Here is an 18,734-nt window from a genome sequence, read left to right as displayed (position 1 = left end):
GGGGAGGCGTGGCAGCTCTTACAATGCCCGCTTCCCCCGCATCGGCCTGACCATGGATATCGACCTCGCTCGCACCTTCCTGGAAATCGTCCGCCACGGCAGCCTCGCCGCCGCGGCCGACAAGCTGCACGTCACCCAGACAGCGATTACCGCGCGGGTGCAGAAGCTTGAAAGCCAGCTCGGCTGCGCGCTGTTCGTGCGCAACCGCGCCGGTGCGCGGTTGACCGCCGATGGCGAAGCCTTTGTGATCTACGCCAATCAACTTGTGCAAACCTGGGAAGCGGCCCGCCGAGACCTGCCGTTACCCGAGGGTTACCGCAATGTTTTGCACCTCGGTGGCGAGGTCAGCCTGTGCAACCCCTTGATGCTCGCCTGGGCCGGCGAGCTGCGCCAGAAGATCCCCGGCCATGCCCTGCGCATGGACATCCGCGACGGTGAAAAGCTGCTGCAACAGCTGGAACTGGGCCTGCTGGATGCGGCGGTGGTGTACCAGCCCGAATATTGGCCGCGCCTGCAAGTAGAACAGCTGTTGGAAGAAAAGCTCATCCTGGTGCGCCTGGCCACCCGTCCCGAACCCTACGTGTACATCGACTGGAGCGCCGACTTCCGGCGCCAGCACGACACCGCGCTACCGGAAAAGGCCAAGGCCGCCGTGACCTTCAACCTCGGTCCCCTGGCCTTGCAGTACATCCTGGAGAACGGCGGCAGCGGCTACTTCCGCACTCGTGTCGTGCAGAGTTACCTGGACAGCGGCATTCTGGAGCGAGTGCCCAAGGCTCCGGAGTTCAATTACCCGACCTACCTGGTCTATTCCCGAGACCGCGATTCAGCGGCGCTGCAGCAGGCGTTCGAAGTGCTGCGCGAAATCATCAAGACCGGCAGCGACTGGTCCCAGCGCTGGGATCCGCTGGGCTGATGGATCTGCAGTGCATCTGTTGTGACGAGGGGATTTACCCCCGCTGGACTGCGTAGCAGTCCTCCTGGGATCAACAACGCAGTGTGTCAGGGGGTAAATGGGGCCGCTTCGCGGCCCAACGGGGATAAATCCCCTCGCCACAGATAAATCCCCTACCCACAGATAAATCCCCTCGCCACAAGAGCCTCCTTGCAGTCATTACGAACGGGCAGTTTTATTGCAACCGCTGAGCGATCTCATCCTTGATCAGCAACCGTTTCTTCTTGAGTGCCTCCAGGGCGACGCCGGACAGGCCGGCGGATGTGGGCTTTTCGGCTTCCACAACCTCGGCATCAAGTTCAGAGTATTTTTGAAGCAACGAATTGAGCCTTGGATCCTCGCTGCGTTTTTTCTGGATGTGGTCTTTGGTGTAGTTGAGATCCTGGCACAAATCGTGGGACACCGGCATGGAACACCTCCTTCAGTGGGTCGGTGGCAGACGCCTTTACGGCGCTCGTCGATTATCAGAATGGCCTCGTTGACGGGGTTCTGTCGACCGCCAATCCGACCAGCGGTGACCGTTCGTCGTAACGGGATATCTTCCAATCAAACCTTTGCCGGCGCGCCGCTCTCCATTGAACAGAGACGAAACGAATCGCTCTTTCAACCTGTGTGGAGACTTATCAATGGACGGATTTACCTTGCGTCAACTCGGTCTGGCAGTTGTTCTGAGCACCAGCATGGGCGTGGCCTGGGCCGCGACTTCCAACGACTTCGTCGACAACGCGGCAGCCGGTGGCATCGCGGAAATCGAAACCAGCAAACTGGCCCTGGAAAAAAGCGCTTCGGCGGACATCAAAGAGTTCGCCAATAAGATGATCACCGATCACACCAAGGCCAATGAAGAGTTGAAAGCGCTGGCGAAAAAACACGACATCGAAGTGCCAGACGACACCACACTGATGAAGAAGGCCAAGGAAAAAATCCTCGACCTGCGGGACGAGTCCTTCGATGCAGCCTATGCCAACAACCAGGTCAAGGCTCACGAAGAAACCATTGCCCTGTTCAAGAAAGAAGCCGGTACCGTCACCGACGATAAAAAAGCTGGCAATACCGAACTGAAGGCGTTCGCCCAGAAGATGCTGCCGGACCTGGAGCATCACTTGGAAGCGGCCAAGAAACTTCAGGCGGCTCACCCAAGCAAGTAATCCTGAAGTACCGAATAAGGCCGTCTCCCTGAAGATGGCCTTGTTCAAGGTTTAACAACACCTCCAGTCACCCGCATCCGCCGAAGCGCCAGCACTCTCGAGTCGCCTGTTTTCGGGCTCGTCACGTAGCGGTAAGCGGCACGTCGACCGCTCGTCGGCACTGTCATTTCTGACAGTAGAATCTTGTACCGCGCTCTCCTAGGGTCTTGCTCAAAAGACGCTCCTGCTTAAGCGCCAACCGCTTGGGCTTTGCAGTCGCAGGCGCCGCGCAGCAGGAGCCAAGTCATGAGCGATGAACAGGTGTTAACGCAAAGCGCTGGTGGGATTGCGGTGAAAATCGCCGCACTGCTGGGATGGTTCGCATTGATCCTCCAGCTCTACCTGATCCTGACTTCGCGCTGGCAGGGCGACAAGAGCCTGCTGGGCGGAGTCGACATCTTCTTCAGTTACTTTACGGTGCTGACCAATATCCTGGTGGCCGTGGTGCTGACCTGCGCGGCCACCTCAGGAGATTCGGCGCTGCGGCGGTTCTTTCTCAAACCCACAGTCCAGGGCGGTGTAGCCGCTGCCATTGTGCTGGTCGGGCTGGCGTACAACCTGTTGTTGCGCAATATCTGGAACCCCCAGGGTCTGCAATGGGTGGCGGATGAATTGCTGCATGACGTGATGCCCATACTGTTTGTGATCTATTGGTGGTACTGCGTGCCCAAGGGCACCTTGCAATGGCGGGATGTCTGGCCATGGCTGATCTATCCACTGGCCTATTTCATCTATGCCCTGGTGCGTGGACACTTTGTCGGTTCCTACCCCTATCCTTTTATCGAAGTGGACACACTGGGTTATCCACGGGTGTTCATCAATGCGGTGATGGTGCTGCTGGGATTCGTGGGGGTGTCGCTGGTACTGATTGCCCTGGATCGCTGGAAAGGCAAGCGCTGAGGCGCCGCAGAAAAATTGCTCCATCCCCATCCGCCCAGGGGCCTCATCGATCTGGACGGGGCGTACTCAATGTTTCCACGATTCGGTTAACGGCTAGCCACCGTCTGTGTCGATATCAGCGTCAGTGCTGTCATCGGATTTTGGCCGGTCCGGATCAGGCTTGAAGCCGGGGCTGAAGGTATTGTCATTGTCTTGATGATGATGCTTCTGATCGACCTCACTGTCGGCGCTCTGGGCCTGGTCCGTACCGGCGGGGCTGACGGGCTGGGTGCCGGCCGAGGTGGTCGGTACCTGGGGATCGATAGCCGGATCGTTACGTGGGGTCGGGTCTTGTGTCTGGCCTTGTTGCTGGGTGTTTGCAGGATCGTCGTTCATAGGCACCTCGTTCATGGCAGGGCCGGATGGATGACCGGTCTTGTCATTCGAAGGTGACGCAACGGCTTCGGTTCCATTTGTTTACGCTGACGCGCTCAACGCCCCAGCACGGTTCTCACCATCCGGGTCAGCGCGTCCGGGCCGTAGGGTTTGCTCAGCAAATGAGTGTCGGGGCTCAATTGGTGGTTGCGGGAGATGATGTCCCGGGTGTGGCCCGAGGCAAACAGCACCGGTACCGGTGGAGACTGCACCTTGGCCCAGGCGGCCAGGTCGGAGCTCTTGATCAACCCGGGCATGACCACATCGGTAAAGATCAGATCCACCAAGGCGCCCTCCAGTAGCAGTTTCATGGCCTCGTCGCCATTGGCGGCGGTGAGGGTCCGGTAACCGGACTGCTCGAGCAACTCCACCGAGGCACTGCGCACCTCTTCGTTGTCCTCCACCACTAGAATAGTCTCGTGCCCACCCAGCTGGAGCGGGTCGTGTTGCGTCTCTTCACCGGCTTCTGGCTGGAGACTGCGGGGGAAATACATCTGCGCCCGCGTGCCCTCCCCCAGGCTGCTGGAAATCTCGATATGGCCGCCGCTCTGCTTGACGAACCCGAACACCATGCTCAGCCCCAGCCCAGTGCCCTGGCCGTCAGTCTTGGTGGTGAAAAACGGCTCGAATACCTGATTCAGGACATCGGGCGGCATGCCTGCGCCGCGATCGATCACTGACAATCGCACATAGTCGCCCGCCAGGATGCCCTTGCCGACACAGGACGACTCATCGAGCACGATATTCTCGCCAATCAGGCCGATGGTGCCCTCGCCGCCCATGGCATCACGAGCATTGATCGCCAGGTTCAACAGGGCGTTTTCCAATTGATTGCGATCAACATGGATGCACCAGGGTTCATCGGGCAAAGTCATTTCGATCTGGATGGTTTCACCCAGGGCCCGTTGCAGCAATTCGCCCAAGCCGTCGTAGATGCGCCGTGGGTTGTAGACCGCCGGTGACAGCGGCTGGCGTCGGGCAAAGGCCAGCAGTTGCGATGACAGCTTGGCGCCGCGCTCCACGGCTTCAAGGGAGGCACTGACCCGCCGTTGCACGTTGGCATTGTCCCGCTCGTGGCGGGCCAGCAAGTGCAGGTTGCCGGCAATTACTTGCAGCAGGTTGTTGAAGTCATGGGCCACACCGCCGGTGAGACCACCGATGGCCTCGAGTTTCTGCGACTGGCGCAACTGCTCTTCGGCCGTCAGCCGTGCTTGCACCTCGTCGGCAACGCGCTGTTCCAGGTCGCGGGTGAATTTGAGCAGCGATGCTTCGGCGGTCTTGCGTTCGTTGATGTCAATCAGTACCCCCGGGAAACGCAGGGGTTTGCCCAACGCATCGAACTCACACCGTCCGCTGGCCTGTACCCAAAGGTAATCCCCGCCCAGGCGACGCACCCGATATTCAGCGCTGTAGGGGGTGCCCGTACGCAAGGTCAGTTCGACCCGCTGGTTCACCTCCTCCAGGTCATCCGGATGGATGCTCTGGCGGGCGATCTCGATCGGCAGTGCGTCCAGTGGAGCGTCTGGCGGGTAATTGAAGGTCCGGGCGAAACGATCATCGCCGGACAGTGTGTCGGCCTGGATATCCCAGACAAACGATCCCAGCAAGGGCCCGGCCGAGAGGGCCAGCTGGATACGCTCATTGACGGCGCGGTAACTGCGCTCGGCTGCTTGCCGGGCCCGCTCGGTCAACACATGCTCGGTGGTCTCCACCACCACCGCCAACACACCCGCTGGGGATTGGTCTTCACCAGGCACCGGGCTGTAATAGAGGTCCATCCAGACATCTTCGGGCTTGCCGTTGCGTAGCAGCACCAACTCCTTGCTGCGATAGGACAAGGTGCCACCGGCCAGGCAGACGTCCAGGACATGGCGATTGAACTCGGCCACTTCCGGCCAACCCAACTCCACTGCACACCCCAGCAGGTACGGATGACGACCGCCAGCGAACTCGGCATAAGCATCGTTGTAGATCATGAAGCCCTGGCGCCCCCACAGCATGACCATCGGCAGGGGTGAAGCCAGCAGCATCTGGACAGCGTTGCGCAAACTGGCGGACCAGTGCTCGATAGCGCCCAGTTCGGTCTGGCTCCAATCAAACGCCCGGATACGCCCGGCCATCTCACCGCCCCAACCGGGACAGCCGTGATTCTGGGATAAGAACTGCATGGGTCGACTCTGAACCTCAAAAATGCTTGCAGGGAACTGGTATACCACGAGTGCCTTGCGCTCAGAGCTTCGAGCGTTGCGTTAGCGTTTGGTTTCATGGGTAGGCCATGACGACAACTTGTCAGGACTGGGGCCCTTATTCTGTTGCCAAGGGATTTGTCTGTGATAAGAGGATTTATTTGTGGCGAGGGGTTGCGGTATGGCTACCAGAGTTAGTGGAAATCACGACTGCGAACATTGATACCCGCCAGCAATTCGCTCAAGTCACTCAAGCGCCCGGCGATCAGGTGGCGGACCTCGCCGACGCTTTCCCAGCGCCCGTCGACCCTGAGCAATTGCGCGCCCACCAGGGTTTTGCGTTGGCGTTCGGCCAGGTCGCGCCAGACCACCACGTTGAGGTTGCCGAATTCATCCTCCAGGGTGACAAACGTCACACCGCTGGCCGTGCCCGGGCGTTGGCGGCCAGTGACCAGCCCGGCGACGCTGACGTTGCGGCCATGCTCCACCTCCTGCAGTTCCCGTGAACTGCGGCAACGGCGGGCGCGCAGTTCGGGACGCAGCAAGGCCAACGGGTGGGGCCCCAATGTCGTGCCGAGCGTGGCGTAATCGGCGAACAGGTTTTCTCCCACCGTGGGCCTTGGCAGGTCTATGGGCGGTTCTTCCTGGCTGGGCAGACCGGCGAACAAACCCAGTTGTTTCTGCACCCCGGCCACTTCCCAACGGGCACGGTGGCGATCACCGGCCAACCCCTGCAAGGCCCCGGCATCGGCCAGTTGCGCCTGGGCCCGGGCATCGAGTTGCGCGCGCTCGCCCAAGTCGGCCACATCACTGAAACCCCGCTGCCGGCGGGCCGCTTCGATACGCCGGGCATCCTCTTCGCGAAAGCCCTTGACCAGACGCAGGCCCATGCGGATCGCAGGTTGGCGGCCTTCCAGAAGTTCGAGGCTGCAATCCCAGTCGCTGGCGCGCACGTCCACCGGACGGATCTGCAATTGATGCCTGCGGGCGTCCTGGAGAATCTGGTCCGGGCTATAAAAACCCATGGGCCAACTGTTGATCAGGGCACAGGCGAACGCTGCCGGTTCGTGGCACTTGAGCCAGCTGCTGGCGTAGGTCAGCAAGGCAAAACTGGCGGCGTGGGATTCGGGGAAACCGTAATTGCCGAAGCCCTTGATCTGTTCGAAAATCTGCGCAGCGAATTCAGCGGTGTAGCCGTTTTTCTTCATCCCGGCGGCCAGACGCTCCCGGTGGGGTTCCAAGCCGCCGTGACGCTTCCAGGCGGCCATGGAGCGCCGCAACTGGTCGGCTTCGCCGGGGGTGTAATCGGCCGCGACGATAGCGATCTGCATGACCTGCTCTTGAAACAAGGGCACACCCAAGGTGCGCTCGAGCACTTTTTCCAGCGCTTCTGAGGGATAAGTCACCGCCTCTTCTTTGTTTCTGCGTCGCAGGTACGGGTGCACCATCCCACCCTGGATCGGCCCGGGCCGCACGATCGCCACTTCGATGACCAAATCGTAGAAGGTCTTGGGTCTCAAACGAGGCAACATCGACATCTGCGCCCGGGATTCGATCTGGAACACACCGATGGTGTCGGCGCGACTGATCATTTCGTAGGTCGCCCGATCCTCCTTGGGCAACGACGCCAGGGCATAGCGCTCGCCCCGGTAGCGCTCGATCAAATCGAAACACCGGCGAATCGCACTGAGCATGCCCAGGGCCAGGATGTCCACCTTGAGCAAGCCCACCGCATCCAGGTCGTCCTTGTCCCACTGGATGATGGTGCGCTCGGCCATGGCGGCGTTTTCCACCGGCACCAGGGTGTCCAGTGGTTGTTCGGAAATCACGAAACCGCCAGGGTGCTGGGACAAGTGCCGTGGGAAGCCGATCAGTTGCTGGGTCAGGCTCAATACCCGGCGCAACACCGGGCTGTCCGGGTCGAAGCCGCCTTCACGCAAGCGCTCCACCGGCGGCGCCTCGTCACTCCAGCGGCCACAGCAATCGGCCAGGGCGTTGACCTGATCCGGCGGCAGGCCCAGGGCCTTGGCGACATCGCGCACCGCCCCGGCGCCGTGATAACTGCTGACCACCGCCGTCAAGGCCGCACGATGGCGACCGTAGCGCTGGAACACGTACTGCAGCACTTCCTCGCGACGCTCGTGTTCGAAATCGACGTCGATGTCCGGCGGCTCGTTGCGCTCCCGGGACAGGAATCGCTCGAACAACAGGTTGGTACGACTCGGATCGATTTCGGTGATGCCCAAGGCGTAACACACCGCCGAGTTCGCCGCCGAACCACGTCCCTGACAAAGGATTTTTCGGCTGCGGGCGAAGTTGACGACGTCCTGCACGGTGAGGAAATAACTGTCGTAGCCCAGTTCGGCGATCAGCTCCAATTCATCGTTGATTTGCCGCCGGACCTTCTCTTCCACACAGTCCGCCCAGCGTTCACGCATGCCGCGCTCGGTCAGTACCCGCAGCCAGGACGCCGGATCATGCCCCTCGGGCACCAGTTCCCGTGGGTATCGATAACGCAGTTGGCCGAGGTCAAAGGTACAGCGCCGGGCGATGTTCAGGGTTTCGTCGAGCAAGGCCCGCGGGTAGAGATCGGCCAGATCCTTGCGGCTGCGCAAGTGGCGCTCACCGTTGGGGTGCAGGCGCTGGCCGGCCTCGGCCACTGTGACGTGGTGGCGGATGGCGGTCATGGTGTCTTGCAAGGCACGACGACCACGCACGTGCATGTGCACATCGCCACTGGCCACGGCTGGAAGACCCAAGCGCTCGGCCAGCACCAGTGAGTCTGCCAACCGACGACGGTCGTCCTGCCCGCAGTGCAACTGGACTGTCAGCCACAGGCGTTCGGCAAAAATCGGTTGGAGCCACCGCCCGTGCTCCTCGGCGTCTTTGCCCTCGGCTACCCACAACACCAGCAATCCCGGCAAGGGCTCAGCGAAGTCCTCGCGCACGATGCGATAGCGACCTTTCTCGCTGCGTCGCCGGGCGCGGGTGATCAGCCGGCACAAAGCTTGATAGCCCTCCAGATTCTCCACCAGCAACACCAGTTTCGGACCGTTTTCGACCTGGATCTCGCTGCCGACGATCAGTTGCAGCTCCAGTTCCTTGGCCGCCTGCCAGGCCCGGACGATTCCGGCCAGGGTGCATTCGTCGGTGATTGCCAGGGCCTGATACCCCTGTTCCTTGGCTCGCCGGCACAACTCCAGGGCGCTGGAGGCGCCACGTTGGAAGCTGAAGTTCGACAGGCAATGCAGCTCGGCATAGTCGACGCTCATGCGAACCAGCCCTGCAGCCACAGCGGCCCGCCTTCGCCCACCGGTCGATAGGCCCAGCCGCGTTGCCCGGTGCGGGTTTCGATCAGGTAGTAATCGCGGCGCACGTCGGCGCCGTCCCACCAACCGGTCTCGATGCGCTCCGGCCCCATGAGGATACGCGTGTGGCCTTCCGGCAACGCTTGGGGCTCACCGAGCAGCCAGCCGGGACGCTGCACGCCGGCGCGCACCGGACAGGCCTGGGGCGGGGGCTGGGGTGTCATCTGCCAGGCGCACTCCGGCCGATGATCGTCGCGAAACCCCAGGCCCTGCACCGCGTCATCCCCCAGCCGCGCCCGCAAGCGCTCGCGCAGTTGCTCCCAGGGCAAGGTCTGTTGCGGGCGCTCATCGAACAGCTCCAAGCGCTGAGGCACGAAACTTGGCAAGTCTTCGGCACACAAGCGAAAGCCGCGCACCGGTGCCGCGACCTGCACCTGCTCCAAGCGGCCACGGGCCAGTTCGAAGAGCATCGACGGATCCCGTTCGGCGCTGAGCAGGCCGACCTTGATCAGCGTGTCCGGTAACCCGGCATGCTCCAAATGCAGGTCAAAGCGCTGCACGCCGCTGTCGCGACCGCACAGGAAGGCCGACAGATCACCGGTCAACCGGCGCAACGGGAACAGCAACGCCTGGTGGGACTGGACATCGTAGTTGAGTTCGATGCGCACATCGAAACGGTCTGGCGGCAGGTAGAACGACAGCGCCAGGCTGCGACTGCCGGTCAACGCGTCGAGGTGCTTGAGCACCTGGGCTTCGAAGCGCCGTGCCAGGGTATGGCGGGGCAAAGCCTGGACCTGGCTCAGGCGGCGCAGGCCCATGCGCGACAACGCCGTGGCGACGTCGGGTTCCAGGCCGATCCGCTCCACGGGCATGTGCCCCAGGTACTGTTGCAAGGTCTCGGCGTCGGGCACCACCAAGGCGTCATAGGCATTGGCCAACACCCGCGCCGCCACCGGATTGGGCGCTGCAACGATGCGATGCCGAAAGCCCAGCTCGGTCAGCTCGGCCCGCAGGCGCGCCTCGAACACCGGCCAGGGCCCGAACAGGCCCAGGCTCGACTCGATCTCGAACAGCAGCGTACGCGGATAATGCACGCTGACCTGGGAACTGAAACGGTAGGCCCAGGCTGCCAGGAACTGTTGCCAGTGTTCGATCTGCGCCGCGTCGTATTCGGCGGTGGCAAAGCCTTTGCTCAAGGCCTGGGCGGCGGTCATGGTCTGGCCGGGACGCAAGCCCAGGGCCCGTGCCGGCGCGTTCACCGCTTGCAACACCCGGCGCTGGGCCGGGCCGCTCAACAAAGCCAGGGGCTGTTCGGGATCGGGACGCTGACGCAGCGCGGCGTCCAGCGCCAATTGCGGGAAAAGAATACACACCCAGCGCATCGCAACCTCAATGCCCTGTCTGTGGGGAAAAAGCGATCGGTGCCGAACGGGCCAGCCCGCCCCGACACTTGAGCACACGCAATTGCGCCGGCCGGGTATCGATGGCGATGCGCAGGGCCGCAGGTGACGGATTGATAGCTTCCTGGATCGAGCGCCAGGCGAACGCCAGGGTCTGGCCGGTTTCCGCAGCCACTTGCAGGCGGCGCAAGGCCCGGTCGTCCGCCTGGCGAGGCCAGCACAGCACCGCGCCACAACTGCCCGAACGCAGGCATTGTTCGGTGGCCCACAAAGCATCGCGCTCATCGGCACGGATCACTGACAACTGGCTCAGATCGACCCCGGCGCTCTGCCAGGCCTGGGGATAAGGCACGAACGGTGGCGCCACCAGCACGATTCGTTCCCCTGCCGCCGACAGTCGTGCCAGGGTCGGCCACACCAGTTGCAATTCGCCTATGCCGGGCGCGGCGATGAGCAATTCCGTCAACGCCGCTTCCGGCCAACCACCGCTGGGCAACGCAGCGTCCAGTGCAGCATGGCCGGTGGGTTGCGGGCTGGCGGCTGGCGGCGCAGGCCGGCCCTTCCAGACCTGGCCGCCGTTGAACAGCGTGTCCAATGCAACGACGGCGCCCATCAGCCTTGCCTCAACAGGCCGCAGAACACCCCTTCTATCGCCAGGTCCTGATCGGCTTCGACGATGATCGGTTGATAGGCCGGATTGCGTGGCAGCAAACGTACACGCTCGCCAATTCGCTCGAAGCGCTTGATGGTGACTTCCCCGTCCAGGCGCGCCACGACGATCTGGCCGTTGGAGGCCTGGGGCGTGCGCTGCACCCCCACCAGATCACCATCGAGAATACCGTCCTCGATCATCGAGTCGCCCTGGACCCGCAGCAGGTAATCCGGCGCCTTGGTGAACATTGCCGGGTCCAGCATCAAGCGGCTGTGAACCTCGGCGTCGGCACCAATCGGCAGGCCAGCGGCCACCCGCCCCAGCACCGGCACGTCCAGCAGTTCGGGACGCGGCGGCTGGTTCAACAAGCGGATACCCCGGGCCTGATGCGGATTGACTTCGATAAACCCGGCTTCGGTCAGCGCCAACACATGCTTGCGCGCCACGCTGCGCGAGGCAAAACCGAACGCCTCGCTGATTTCAGCGAGGCTGGGAGGCTGGCCCTGGTCGGCGATGCGTTCGCGGATGAAGGACAGGATGGCGGCACGGCGTGGGGTGAGAGTCGTCATGGAGTACATTTGTACTCCTGTCGGTTTTTTCTGACAAGCACCACCAGTCAGCTCACAGACTCATAGCCCACCGACAATCCTTGCTCACCACAAGGGTTGGGCCGACAGTGAATTCGGTAGCGCTGCTAAGGAAGCAGCAACTCCTGCTCACGCTCGCACAACTGCACCACGTAATCCCACAACACCCGCAGTCGCACAGACTTGTGCAATTCGCGGCGGGTGCTGATCCAGTAGCTGCGGCGAATGGTTTCATCCGGCAGCAAGGGCACCAGCGCCGGGTCACCGCTGGCCATGTAGCAAGGCAGCACGGCGATCCCCAGCCCCGAACGCGCGGCCTGTTGCTGGGCGATGACGCTGGTGCTGTGGAACACCACGCGGGGGTTGCGGCAAAAGCTGTTGAGGAACATCAGTTCCTGGCTGAACAGCAGGTCATCGACGTAGCCGATCCAGGCGTGGCGGGCCAGGTCCTCACGGCTGCGTAGCGCTGGCGAACGGTCCAGATAGGCCTGGCTGGCATACAGCGCCAGACTGTAGTCGGTGAGCTTGCGGGTCACCAGCAGGTCGGCCGCCGGGCGTTCGAGGTGGATGCTGATTTCCGCTTCACGGTTGAGGATGCTGACAAATCGCGGCACCGCCACCAGTTCCACCTCCAGCCCCGGATAACGTTGGAACAGCCCGTCCATGCGGCTGGCCAGGAACATGATGCCCAACCCTTCGGTCACTCCCAGGCGAATCTTGCCCAGCGGTGCGCTGGACTGGGTGATGTCCTCCTGGGCCAGCAACGCCACGTTCTCCATGGCTTCGGCGTGCTTGAGCAACGTTTCACCCGCCGGGGTCAGTTCATACCCCTGGGCGTGCTGGACGAACAGTGCGGTGCCCAGGCTCTTTTCGATGGATTCGATGTGCCGCGCCACTGTGGCATGGGTGGTGTTGAGGCGTCGTGCAGCCGTCAGCAAACGGCCACTGCGTTGCAGTTCGAGAAAATAGCGCAGGTCATTCCAATCGAACATGGACCATCCTTGAACACGCCTGAAGGCATGATTGTTTAAAAACGCACAGCCGCTGCGCAAAAACTAACATTCTTTTGACGAAAACTAACAACTAGGATGGATCCCACAAAAACAAAAATGAGGTCGCGAATGCAACCTGTCGTCGATGAATACGATTACGTGATCGTGGGCGCCGGCCCTGCTGGGTGCCTGCTGGCCAACCGGCTTTCGGCCAACCCGCAACACCGGGTGCTGCTGCTCGAAGCCGGCGGGCGCGATAACTACCCGTGGATTCACATCCCAGTCGGCTACCTGTTCTGCATCGGCAACCCACGCACCGACTGGTGCTTCAAGACCGAAGTACAACCAGGCCTGCAAGGGCGCGCCCTGAGTTACCCACGGGGCAAGGTGTTGGGCGGCTGCTCCTCGATCAACGGCATGATCTACATGCGCGGCCAGGCTGCGGACTACGATGGCTGGGCCGCCGAGGGCAATCCTGGCTGGGCCTGGAAGGACGTCCTGCCGCTGTTTCGCCAGAGCGAAAATCACTTTGCCGGAGCGTCCGAATTCCACGGTGCCGGCGGAGAATGGCGGGTCGAACGCCAGCGCCTGTCATGGCCGATTCTCGATGCATTTCGCAGCGCCGCCGAGCAGAGCGGCATTCCCAACGTCGATGACTTCAACAGCGGCGACAATGAGGGCTGCGGCTACTTCCAAGTCAATCAGAAAGCCGGGGTACGCTGGAACGCGGCCAAGGCCTTTCTCAAACCGATTCGCCAGCGCCCCAACCTCACGGTATTGACCGACGTCGAAGTCGACCGTGTGTTGTTGCGTGATGACCGGGCCCACGCTGTCAGCGCCCGCTGGCAAGGCAAGGGCATGACCTTCAAGGCCCGCAAGGAAATCGTATTGTGTGCCGGAGCCGTTGGCTCGCCGGGGATCCTGCAGCGCTCCGGGATCGGCCCGCGCAGCCTGCTGCAGCGCCTGGGCATTGGCGTAGTGCATGAACTGCCCGGCGTGGGCGGCAACTTGCAGGATCACCTCCAGCTGCGGCTGATCTACCAGTTGGAAAACGCCCGGACCCTGAACCAGATCGCAGGCTCCTTGTGGGGCAAGATGGGCATGGGCCTGCGCTACCTGTACGACCGCAGCGGCCCGCTGTCCATGGCCCCCAGCCAACTCGGCGCATTTGCTCGATCAGGGCCGGAACAGACCTCGGCCAACCTCGAATACCACGTGCAACCATTGTCCCTGGAGCGCTTTGGCGAACCGCTGCACAGCTTCCCGGCGTTCACCGCGTCGGTCTGCGACCTGCGTCCGCAAAGCCGTGGCCGAGTGGATATCCGCTCAGCCGACCCGCACGAAGCGCCGCTGATCCAGCCCAATTACCTGAGTCATCCCGAAGACCTGCGGGTCGCCGCCGACGCCATTCGCCTGACCCGACGCATCGTCGCGTCCCCGGCCCTGAGCGCCTTCAAACCGGTGGAATACCTGCCGGGCCCCAGCCTGCAAACCGAAGAAGAACTGCACCATGCCGCCGCCCGCATCGGCACAACGATTTTCCACCCGGTGGGCACCTGCCGCATGGGCCAGGACGGCGATGCGGTGGTGGATGCGCAATTGCGCGTCCATGGTGTCAAGGGCCTGCGCATCGCCGACGCGTCGATCATGCCGCGCATCACCTCGGGCAACACCTGCTCGCCGACGCTGATGATTGCCGAGAAGGCGGCGCAGCTGATGCTTGAACAGGACACCAGGAGTACCACGATCCAGAAGGAGGCTGCCACGGTCTGAAGAACAAGTAAGTCCCCCTGTGGGAGCGAGCTTGCTCGCGATGACGGCGGCACATTCAACACATGTGTGACAGGCAGACCGCTATCGCGAGCAAGCTCGCTCCCACAGGGAAAATATGTGAGCAGAAGGAAAGCATCAAAGCAGGAGACGCCACCCCGGCGTCGACAGTGGAACAACAAAAACAATCACTGTGAGGGATACCGCTATGTCTGAACATGTTCAGCCCCTGGAAGCCATACGCAGCGCCGGCACCAGCCAGGAAACCCAGAAAGTCATCTTCGCCTCGTCCCTGGGGACGGTGTTCGAGTGGTACGACTTTTTCCTCTACGGCGCCCTGGCGGCGGTGATCAGCAAGCAGTTCTTCGCCGGGGTCAACGACACCACGGCGTTCATCTTCGCCCTGATGGCGTTCGCCGCCGGCTTCATCGTGCGGCCGTTCGGTGCGCTGGTGTTCGGTCGGCTGGGGGACATGATCGGGCGCAAATACACCTTCCTGGCGACCATCGTCCTCATGGGCCTGGCGACATTCTGCGTCGGCCTGCTGCCCAACTACGCCAGCATCGGCATCGCCGCGCCGATCATCCTGGTGCTGCTGCGCATGCTCCAGGGCCTGGCCCTGGGCGGTGAGTACGGCGGCGCGGCGACCTACGTCGCCGAGCACGCGCCAATGGGCAAGCGCGGCTTCCATACCAGCTGGATTCAGTCCACCGCCACCCTGGGGCTGTTGCTCTCGCTGTTGGTGGTGCTGGGCTGCCGCTACTTCACCGGCGATCAGTTCGAAGTCTGGGGCTGGCGCATTCCGTTCCTGTTGTCGATCCTGCTGTTGGGCATATCCACCTGGATTCGCCTGAGCCTGCACGAATCGCCGGCCTTCGTGAAAATGAAAGAAGAAGGCAAGTGCTGCAAAGCGCCGATCCGCGAATCCTTCGGCAAATGGGAAAACCTGAAAGTGGTGCTGATCGCCCTGTTCAGCATCAACGCCGGGCAGGCGGTGACCTTCTACGCCGCGCAGTTCTACGTGCTGTTTTTCCTCACTCAGTTCCTGAAGATGGACCCGGCCCTGGCCAACAGCCTGCTGATTGTCAGCGTGGTGATCGGTGCGCCGTTCTTCATCTTTTTCGGCTGGCTGTCGGACAAGGTCGGACGCAAACCGGTGCTGATGATCGGCCTGCTGCTGGCCACGGCGCTGTACTTCCCGATCTTCAAGACCCTGGCCCACTACGCCAACCCGGCCATCGACCAGGCGAGCCGCCAGGCGCCGATCACCGTGCTCGCCGACCCGGCCACCTGCACCTTCCAGTTCGACCCGGTGGGCAAGGCGCGTTTCGACAGCCCTTGCGACAAGGTCAAGACCTTCCTGGTCAAGCAAGGCCTGCCCTACAGCAGCGTCGCGGCCCCAGCGGGCAGCGATGTGCAGGTCAGCGTCGGTGACGTGAAACTCGAAGGCTATGACGAAGCCGCCCTGCGCGGCGCGGTGACCCTGGCAGGCTACCCGCAAAAGGCCGACGCCCAGCAGATCAACCGGCCGATGATTGTTGCGCTGATCGTGGCGCTGATCATCATCTCAGCGATGTGCTACGGGCCGCTGGCGGCGTTGATGGTCGAGCTGTTCCCGACGCGGATCCGCTACACCTCCATGTCCCTGCCCTACCACATCGGCAACGGCTGGTTCGGCGGCTTCCTGCCCACCGTGTCGTTTGCCCTGGTGGTCTACACCGGGGACATTTTCTATGGGCTGTGGTACCCGGTGGTGATTACCGGGGTAAGCCTGGTGGTGGGCATGATCTGCCTGCGGGAAACCCGGAACGTGGACCTGGATAAAAACTGAGGGCAAACCGTGGCGAGGGCGCTTGCTCCCTCGCCAGCGGATCAGAAGCGCGCCTTCATGCTCATGGTTAAGTTGCGCGGCTCACCGTAATAGTTACCGAAACTCTCGGTGCCGATGGTGGTGTAGTAGCGCTTGTCGAACAGGTTGTTGCCATTGAGGGCCAACGACCAGGTGTCATCGATGCGGTAGCCGACGCGAGCGTTCCACACGGCATAACCGGCCTGGGTGATCTTTTCGCCGCTAGTCGGCGACACCCGGAAATTGTCGCTTTGGGCATTGACCCCGGCGCCGACGCTGAACCGTTCGAACGCCCCACCCAAGGCGTAATCGCCCCACAGGCGCAACACATGACGCGGCACGTAGCTGTTGAACGAGCCGCCGTTGAGGCTGGTGTCAATGTCATCCAGGGTCTTGGTCTGGGTGTAGGTGTAGCCGGCAAGCAACTGCAGGCGCTCGATGACTTCACCGCTGATCTCGGCTTCGAAGCCCTGGGCGCGCACCTTGCCGGCGTTCTCATAGCAGTAACCGTCCGAGGACGCACAGCTTGAGGTGTAGTCGGTCTGGGCCTGGTCTTTCTGCAGCGTGCGGAACAGGTTGAAGGCGCTGTTCAGGCGTCCCTCGAACCACTCGCCCTTGATCCCCAGCTCATAGCTCTCACCCACCAGAGGCTTGAGTGCCGACCCGCTTTCGGAGCGGTAGTTGCCTTGGGGCGTGAAAATGTCCGAGTAGCTGGCGTAGGCCGTCAGGTGTTCGTTGAGGTCCAGCAACACGGCGGCAAACGGGGTGACCTGACCGGTCTCCGTGCTCTTGGCGTGTTCCGAACCGCCGGTGAGGAACACCGAGTCGGTCTTGGAGTTGTACCAGCTCACCCGGCTGCCCACGACAAAGGTCAAGGGGTCCGCCAGTTTCAGGCGCAGGGTCGAATACAGGCCTTGTTGCCGGGTGACGGTTTTCACCGGGCCTCCGCGCGTTGAATTCTCGATGAAGTAACTGTCGTCGGGTTCTGGAATATGTCGATCCGGATCGAATACGTTCTGCTTCTGCGGCAGGAAGGCGACCGAGAAAAAATCATCCTTGTCCGAACGACTGGCGTTGAAGCCGACGGTCAATTCATGCTGCTGCCCAAAGCCTTCGAACTTGCCATCCAGGTAGGCGTCGAGGCCGTAATCGACCTGGTCATAGTCGTACATGCTGCCCAGCACGTTGGTGGTCGAGGTGCCCGGCGTCACCGAGCCCGATGAAAACGCATATTTGATGTCCTGGGTGTTTTTCGTATAGACACCGGCCACCTTCACGGCCCAGTCGTCATTGAGCTGGTGCTTGAGATCGCTGAACACTGTGGTCCGCTGGCTGCGCCAGGTATTCCACGACGGATCCAGGCAAGTGGAACGACTGAGTTTCAGGTCGCTGCCATCCTTGTAGCGCGGCAGCCCGCCCCAGCAAGGACTCGCATCGACATCCTCATAGGCCAGGCCCAGGCCGAGGGTGGTGTCGGGCGTCAGGTCGAAGTCCAGGGCACCGTAATAGATCTGGTCCTTGCGCCGGGCATCGTCGTAGAAATAATGCCGGCTCTGCTCGGCAATCACCGCCCTGCCCCGCAGTGTGCCGGAGTCATTCAGCGGGCCACCGGTATCGACCTGCCCACGGTAGTTGTCCCAAGTGCCGCCCGACAGGCTGAGTTCGGTCTGGGCCGTGGCCTGGCCGCGCTTGCGGACGAAATTGACGCCGCCAGAGGTACCGCCCGACCCCTTCATCATCCCGGCGGCACCGCGCAGGACTTCGACCCGGTCGTAATAGGCCATGTCGCTGCTGAAACTGTCGGCCTGGACATAGCTGTTGCCCATGTCCAGCGGAACACCGTCGTATTGATACTGGCCGGACATCCGGAACCCACGGGAATAGAAATATTTGCCGCCCATAGTCGAGTCGTAGACGGTAATGCCGGGCGTCTTTTCCATCACTTGATCGATGGTATTCAGGTTCTGGTCATCGAGCATTTTGCGGGTGATCACCGTCACCGATTGCGGCGTTTCGCGCAGGGAATGCTCGCCCTTGCCGATGGTGACCGCACCCGTCGTATAGGAGCCACTGTTCTCGGTGGTCGCTCCGAGCATCGGCGCGTCGATAGTGGTCACCCCAAGCTCCATGACCGAACCGTTGGCGGGCACGGGGCGAAGCACGTAGGCGCCGTTGGCCTGGAGCTCGGCTTGCAGGACGCTACCGCCAAGAATGCGGGCAAACCCATCACCTACACCGAACGAACCTCTCAGGCCGGGCGATTGCAGACCCTGGAGTTGCCGGGCATCAAACGAAATGGCGACACCGGCGGTGCTGGAGAACCGGGTCAGGACATCCACCAGGCTACCGGCCCCGATATCGTAAGCCTGCACCGAACGCTGCTGCGCCGAGGCCCCTGGAACCGGGCTGGCATTCACGACCCCGACGCTGGCGGTCGTGACGACCAACAAGCCGATTTTCACTGCAGACACCAGATGACCTGGCACGCTCACCCAAGACATGCTTCCCCTCCCCCAAAACGGTCGATAAAAACT

The 18,734-nt window shown here is 62.1% G+C and carries 14 protein-coding genes; 5 read left to right on the top strand and 9 right to left on the bottom strand.

The annotated features are described in order from the left end of the window. Positions 1–52: 52 nt before the first annotated feature. Positions 53–916 (top strand): LysR family transcriptional regulator, encoded by an 864-nt coding sequence (locus J9870_RS10645; RefSeq protein WP_210643864.1) that lies wholly within the window; start codon positions 53–55, stop codon positions 914–916. 214 nt (positions 917–1,130) lie between these two features. Here the strand turns inward: J9870_RS10645 and J9870_RS10640 are convergent, their stop codons facing one another. Next, positions 1,131–1,364 carry a DUF465 domain-containing protein gene (locus tag J9870_RS10640; protein WP_210643862.1) on the bottom strand — a complete coding sequence of 78 codons (234 nt, stop codon included), beginning with the start codon at positions 1,362–1,364 and terminating at the stop codon, positions 1,131–1,133. 217 nt (positions 1,365–1,581) lie between these two features. On the opposite strand from J9870_RS10640, the gene J9870_RS10635 reads away from it, so the two are divergent. Together J9870_RS10635 and J9870_RS10630 are read left to right on the top strand one after the other, a co-directional pair. After that, entirely contained in the window at positions 1,582–2,103 is a 522-nt protein-coding gene (locus J9870_RS10635; RefSeq protein ID WP_210643860.1) for a DUF4142 domain-containing protein, read from the top strand. Between the two features lie 285 nt (positions 2,104–2,388). Continuing rightward, positions 2,389–3,042, top strand: a complete 654-nt coding sequence (locus J9870_RS10630) for a Pr6Pr family membrane protein (protein WP_210643858.1) — start codon at positions 2,389–2,391, stop codon at positions 3,040–3,042. A 93-nt stretch (positions 3,043–3,135) separates the two neighbouring features. On the opposite strand, the gene J9870_RS10625 is transcribed toward J9870_RS10630, so the two are convergent. From J9870_RS10625 to J9870_RS10595, 7 genes are all read right to left on the bottom strand, one after another. Further along, positions 3,136–3,417 carry a hypothetical protein gene (locus tag J9870_RS10625; protein WP_210643856.1) on the bottom strand — a complete coding sequence of 94 codons (282 nt, stop codon included), beginning with the start codon at positions 3,415–3,417 and terminating at the stop codon, positions 3,136–3,138. 95 nt (positions 3,418–3,512) lie between these two features. After that, positions 3,513–5,624 carry a PAS domain-containing hybrid sensor histidine kinase/response regulator gene (locus J9870_RS10620; protein WP_210643854.1) on the bottom strand — a complete coding sequence of 704 codons (2,112 nt, stop codon included), beginning with the start codon at positions 5,622–5,624 and terminating at the stop codon, positions 3,513–3,515. A 212-nt stretch (positions 5,625–5,836) separates the two neighbouring features. Continuing rightward, positions 5,837–8,914 carry an error-prone DNA polymerase gene (locus tag J9870_RS10615; RefSeq protein ID WP_210643852.1) on the bottom strand — a complete coding sequence of 1,026 codons (3,078 nt, stop codon included), beginning with the start codon at positions 8,912–8,914 and terminating at the stop codon, positions 5,837–5,839. Next, positions 8,911–10,332, bottom strand: a complete 1,422-nt coding sequence (locus J9870_RS10610; RefSeq protein ID WP_210643849.1) for a DNA polymerase Y family protein — start codon at positions 10,330–10,332, stop codon at positions 8,911–8,913. The genes J9870_RS10615 and J9870_RS10610 overlap by 4 nt, the downstream gene beginning before the upstream one ends. Positions 10,333–10,339: 7 nt before the next feature. Continuing rightward, positions 10,340–10,963, bottom strand: a complete 624-nt coding sequence (gene imuA, locus J9870_RS10605; RefSeq protein ID WP_210643847.1) for a translesion DNA synthesis-associated protein ImuA — start codon at positions 10,961–10,963, stop codon at positions 10,340–10,342. Next, on the bottom strand, positions 10,963–11,580 hold the full coding sequence (gene lexA / locus J9870_RS10600) for a transcriptional repressor LexA (protein WP_210643845.1): 618 nt from the start codon (positions 11,578–11,580) through the stop codon (positions 10,963–10,965). Before lexA ends, imuA begins: the two co-directional genes overlap by 1 nt. A 116-nt stretch (positions 11,581–11,696) precedes the next feature. After that, on the bottom strand, positions 11,697–12,581 hold the full coding sequence (locus J9870_RS10595) for a LysR family transcriptional regulator (RefSeq protein ID WP_210643844.1): 885 nt from the start codon (positions 12,579–12,581) through the stop codon (positions 11,697–11,699). 129 nt (positions 12,582–12,710) lie between these two features. Here J9870_RS10595 and J9870_RS10590 point away from each other — a divergent pair, with 129 nt between their 5' ends. Both J9870_RS10590 and J9870_RS10585 read left to right on the top strand, forming a co-directional pair. Continuing rightward, positions 12,711–14,354: a GMC family oxidoreductase N-terminal domain-containing protein gene (locus J9870_RS10590; protein WP_210643842.1), complete on the top strand. Its 1,644-nt coding sequence runs from the start codon at positions 12,711–12,713 to the stop codon at positions 14,352–14,354. Between the two features lie 205 nt (positions 14,355–14,559). Then, positions 14,560–16,182, top strand: a complete 1,623-nt coding sequence (locus J9870_RS10585; protein ID WP_210643841.1) for an MFS transporter — start codon at positions 14,560–14,562, stop codon at positions 16,180–16,182. Between the two features lie 41 nt (positions 16,183–16,223). Here J9870_RS10585 and J9870_RS10580 read toward each other — a convergent pair whose 3' ends face one another. Continuing rightward, positions 16,224–18,701, bottom strand: a complete 2,478-nt coding sequence (locus J9870_RS10580) for a TonB-dependent receptor (RefSeq protein ID WP_210643840.1) — start codon at positions 18,699–18,701, stop codon at positions 16,224–16,226. Positions 18,702–18,734: the final 33 nt, after the last annotated feature.

The organism is Pseudomonas sp. Tri1 (assembly GCF_017968885.1).
GTDB lineage: Bacteria > Pseudomonadota > Gammaproteobacteria > Pseudomonadales > Pseudomonadaceae > Aquipseudomonas.
This window is presented reverse-complemented; position numbering and strand designations above follow the sequence as displayed.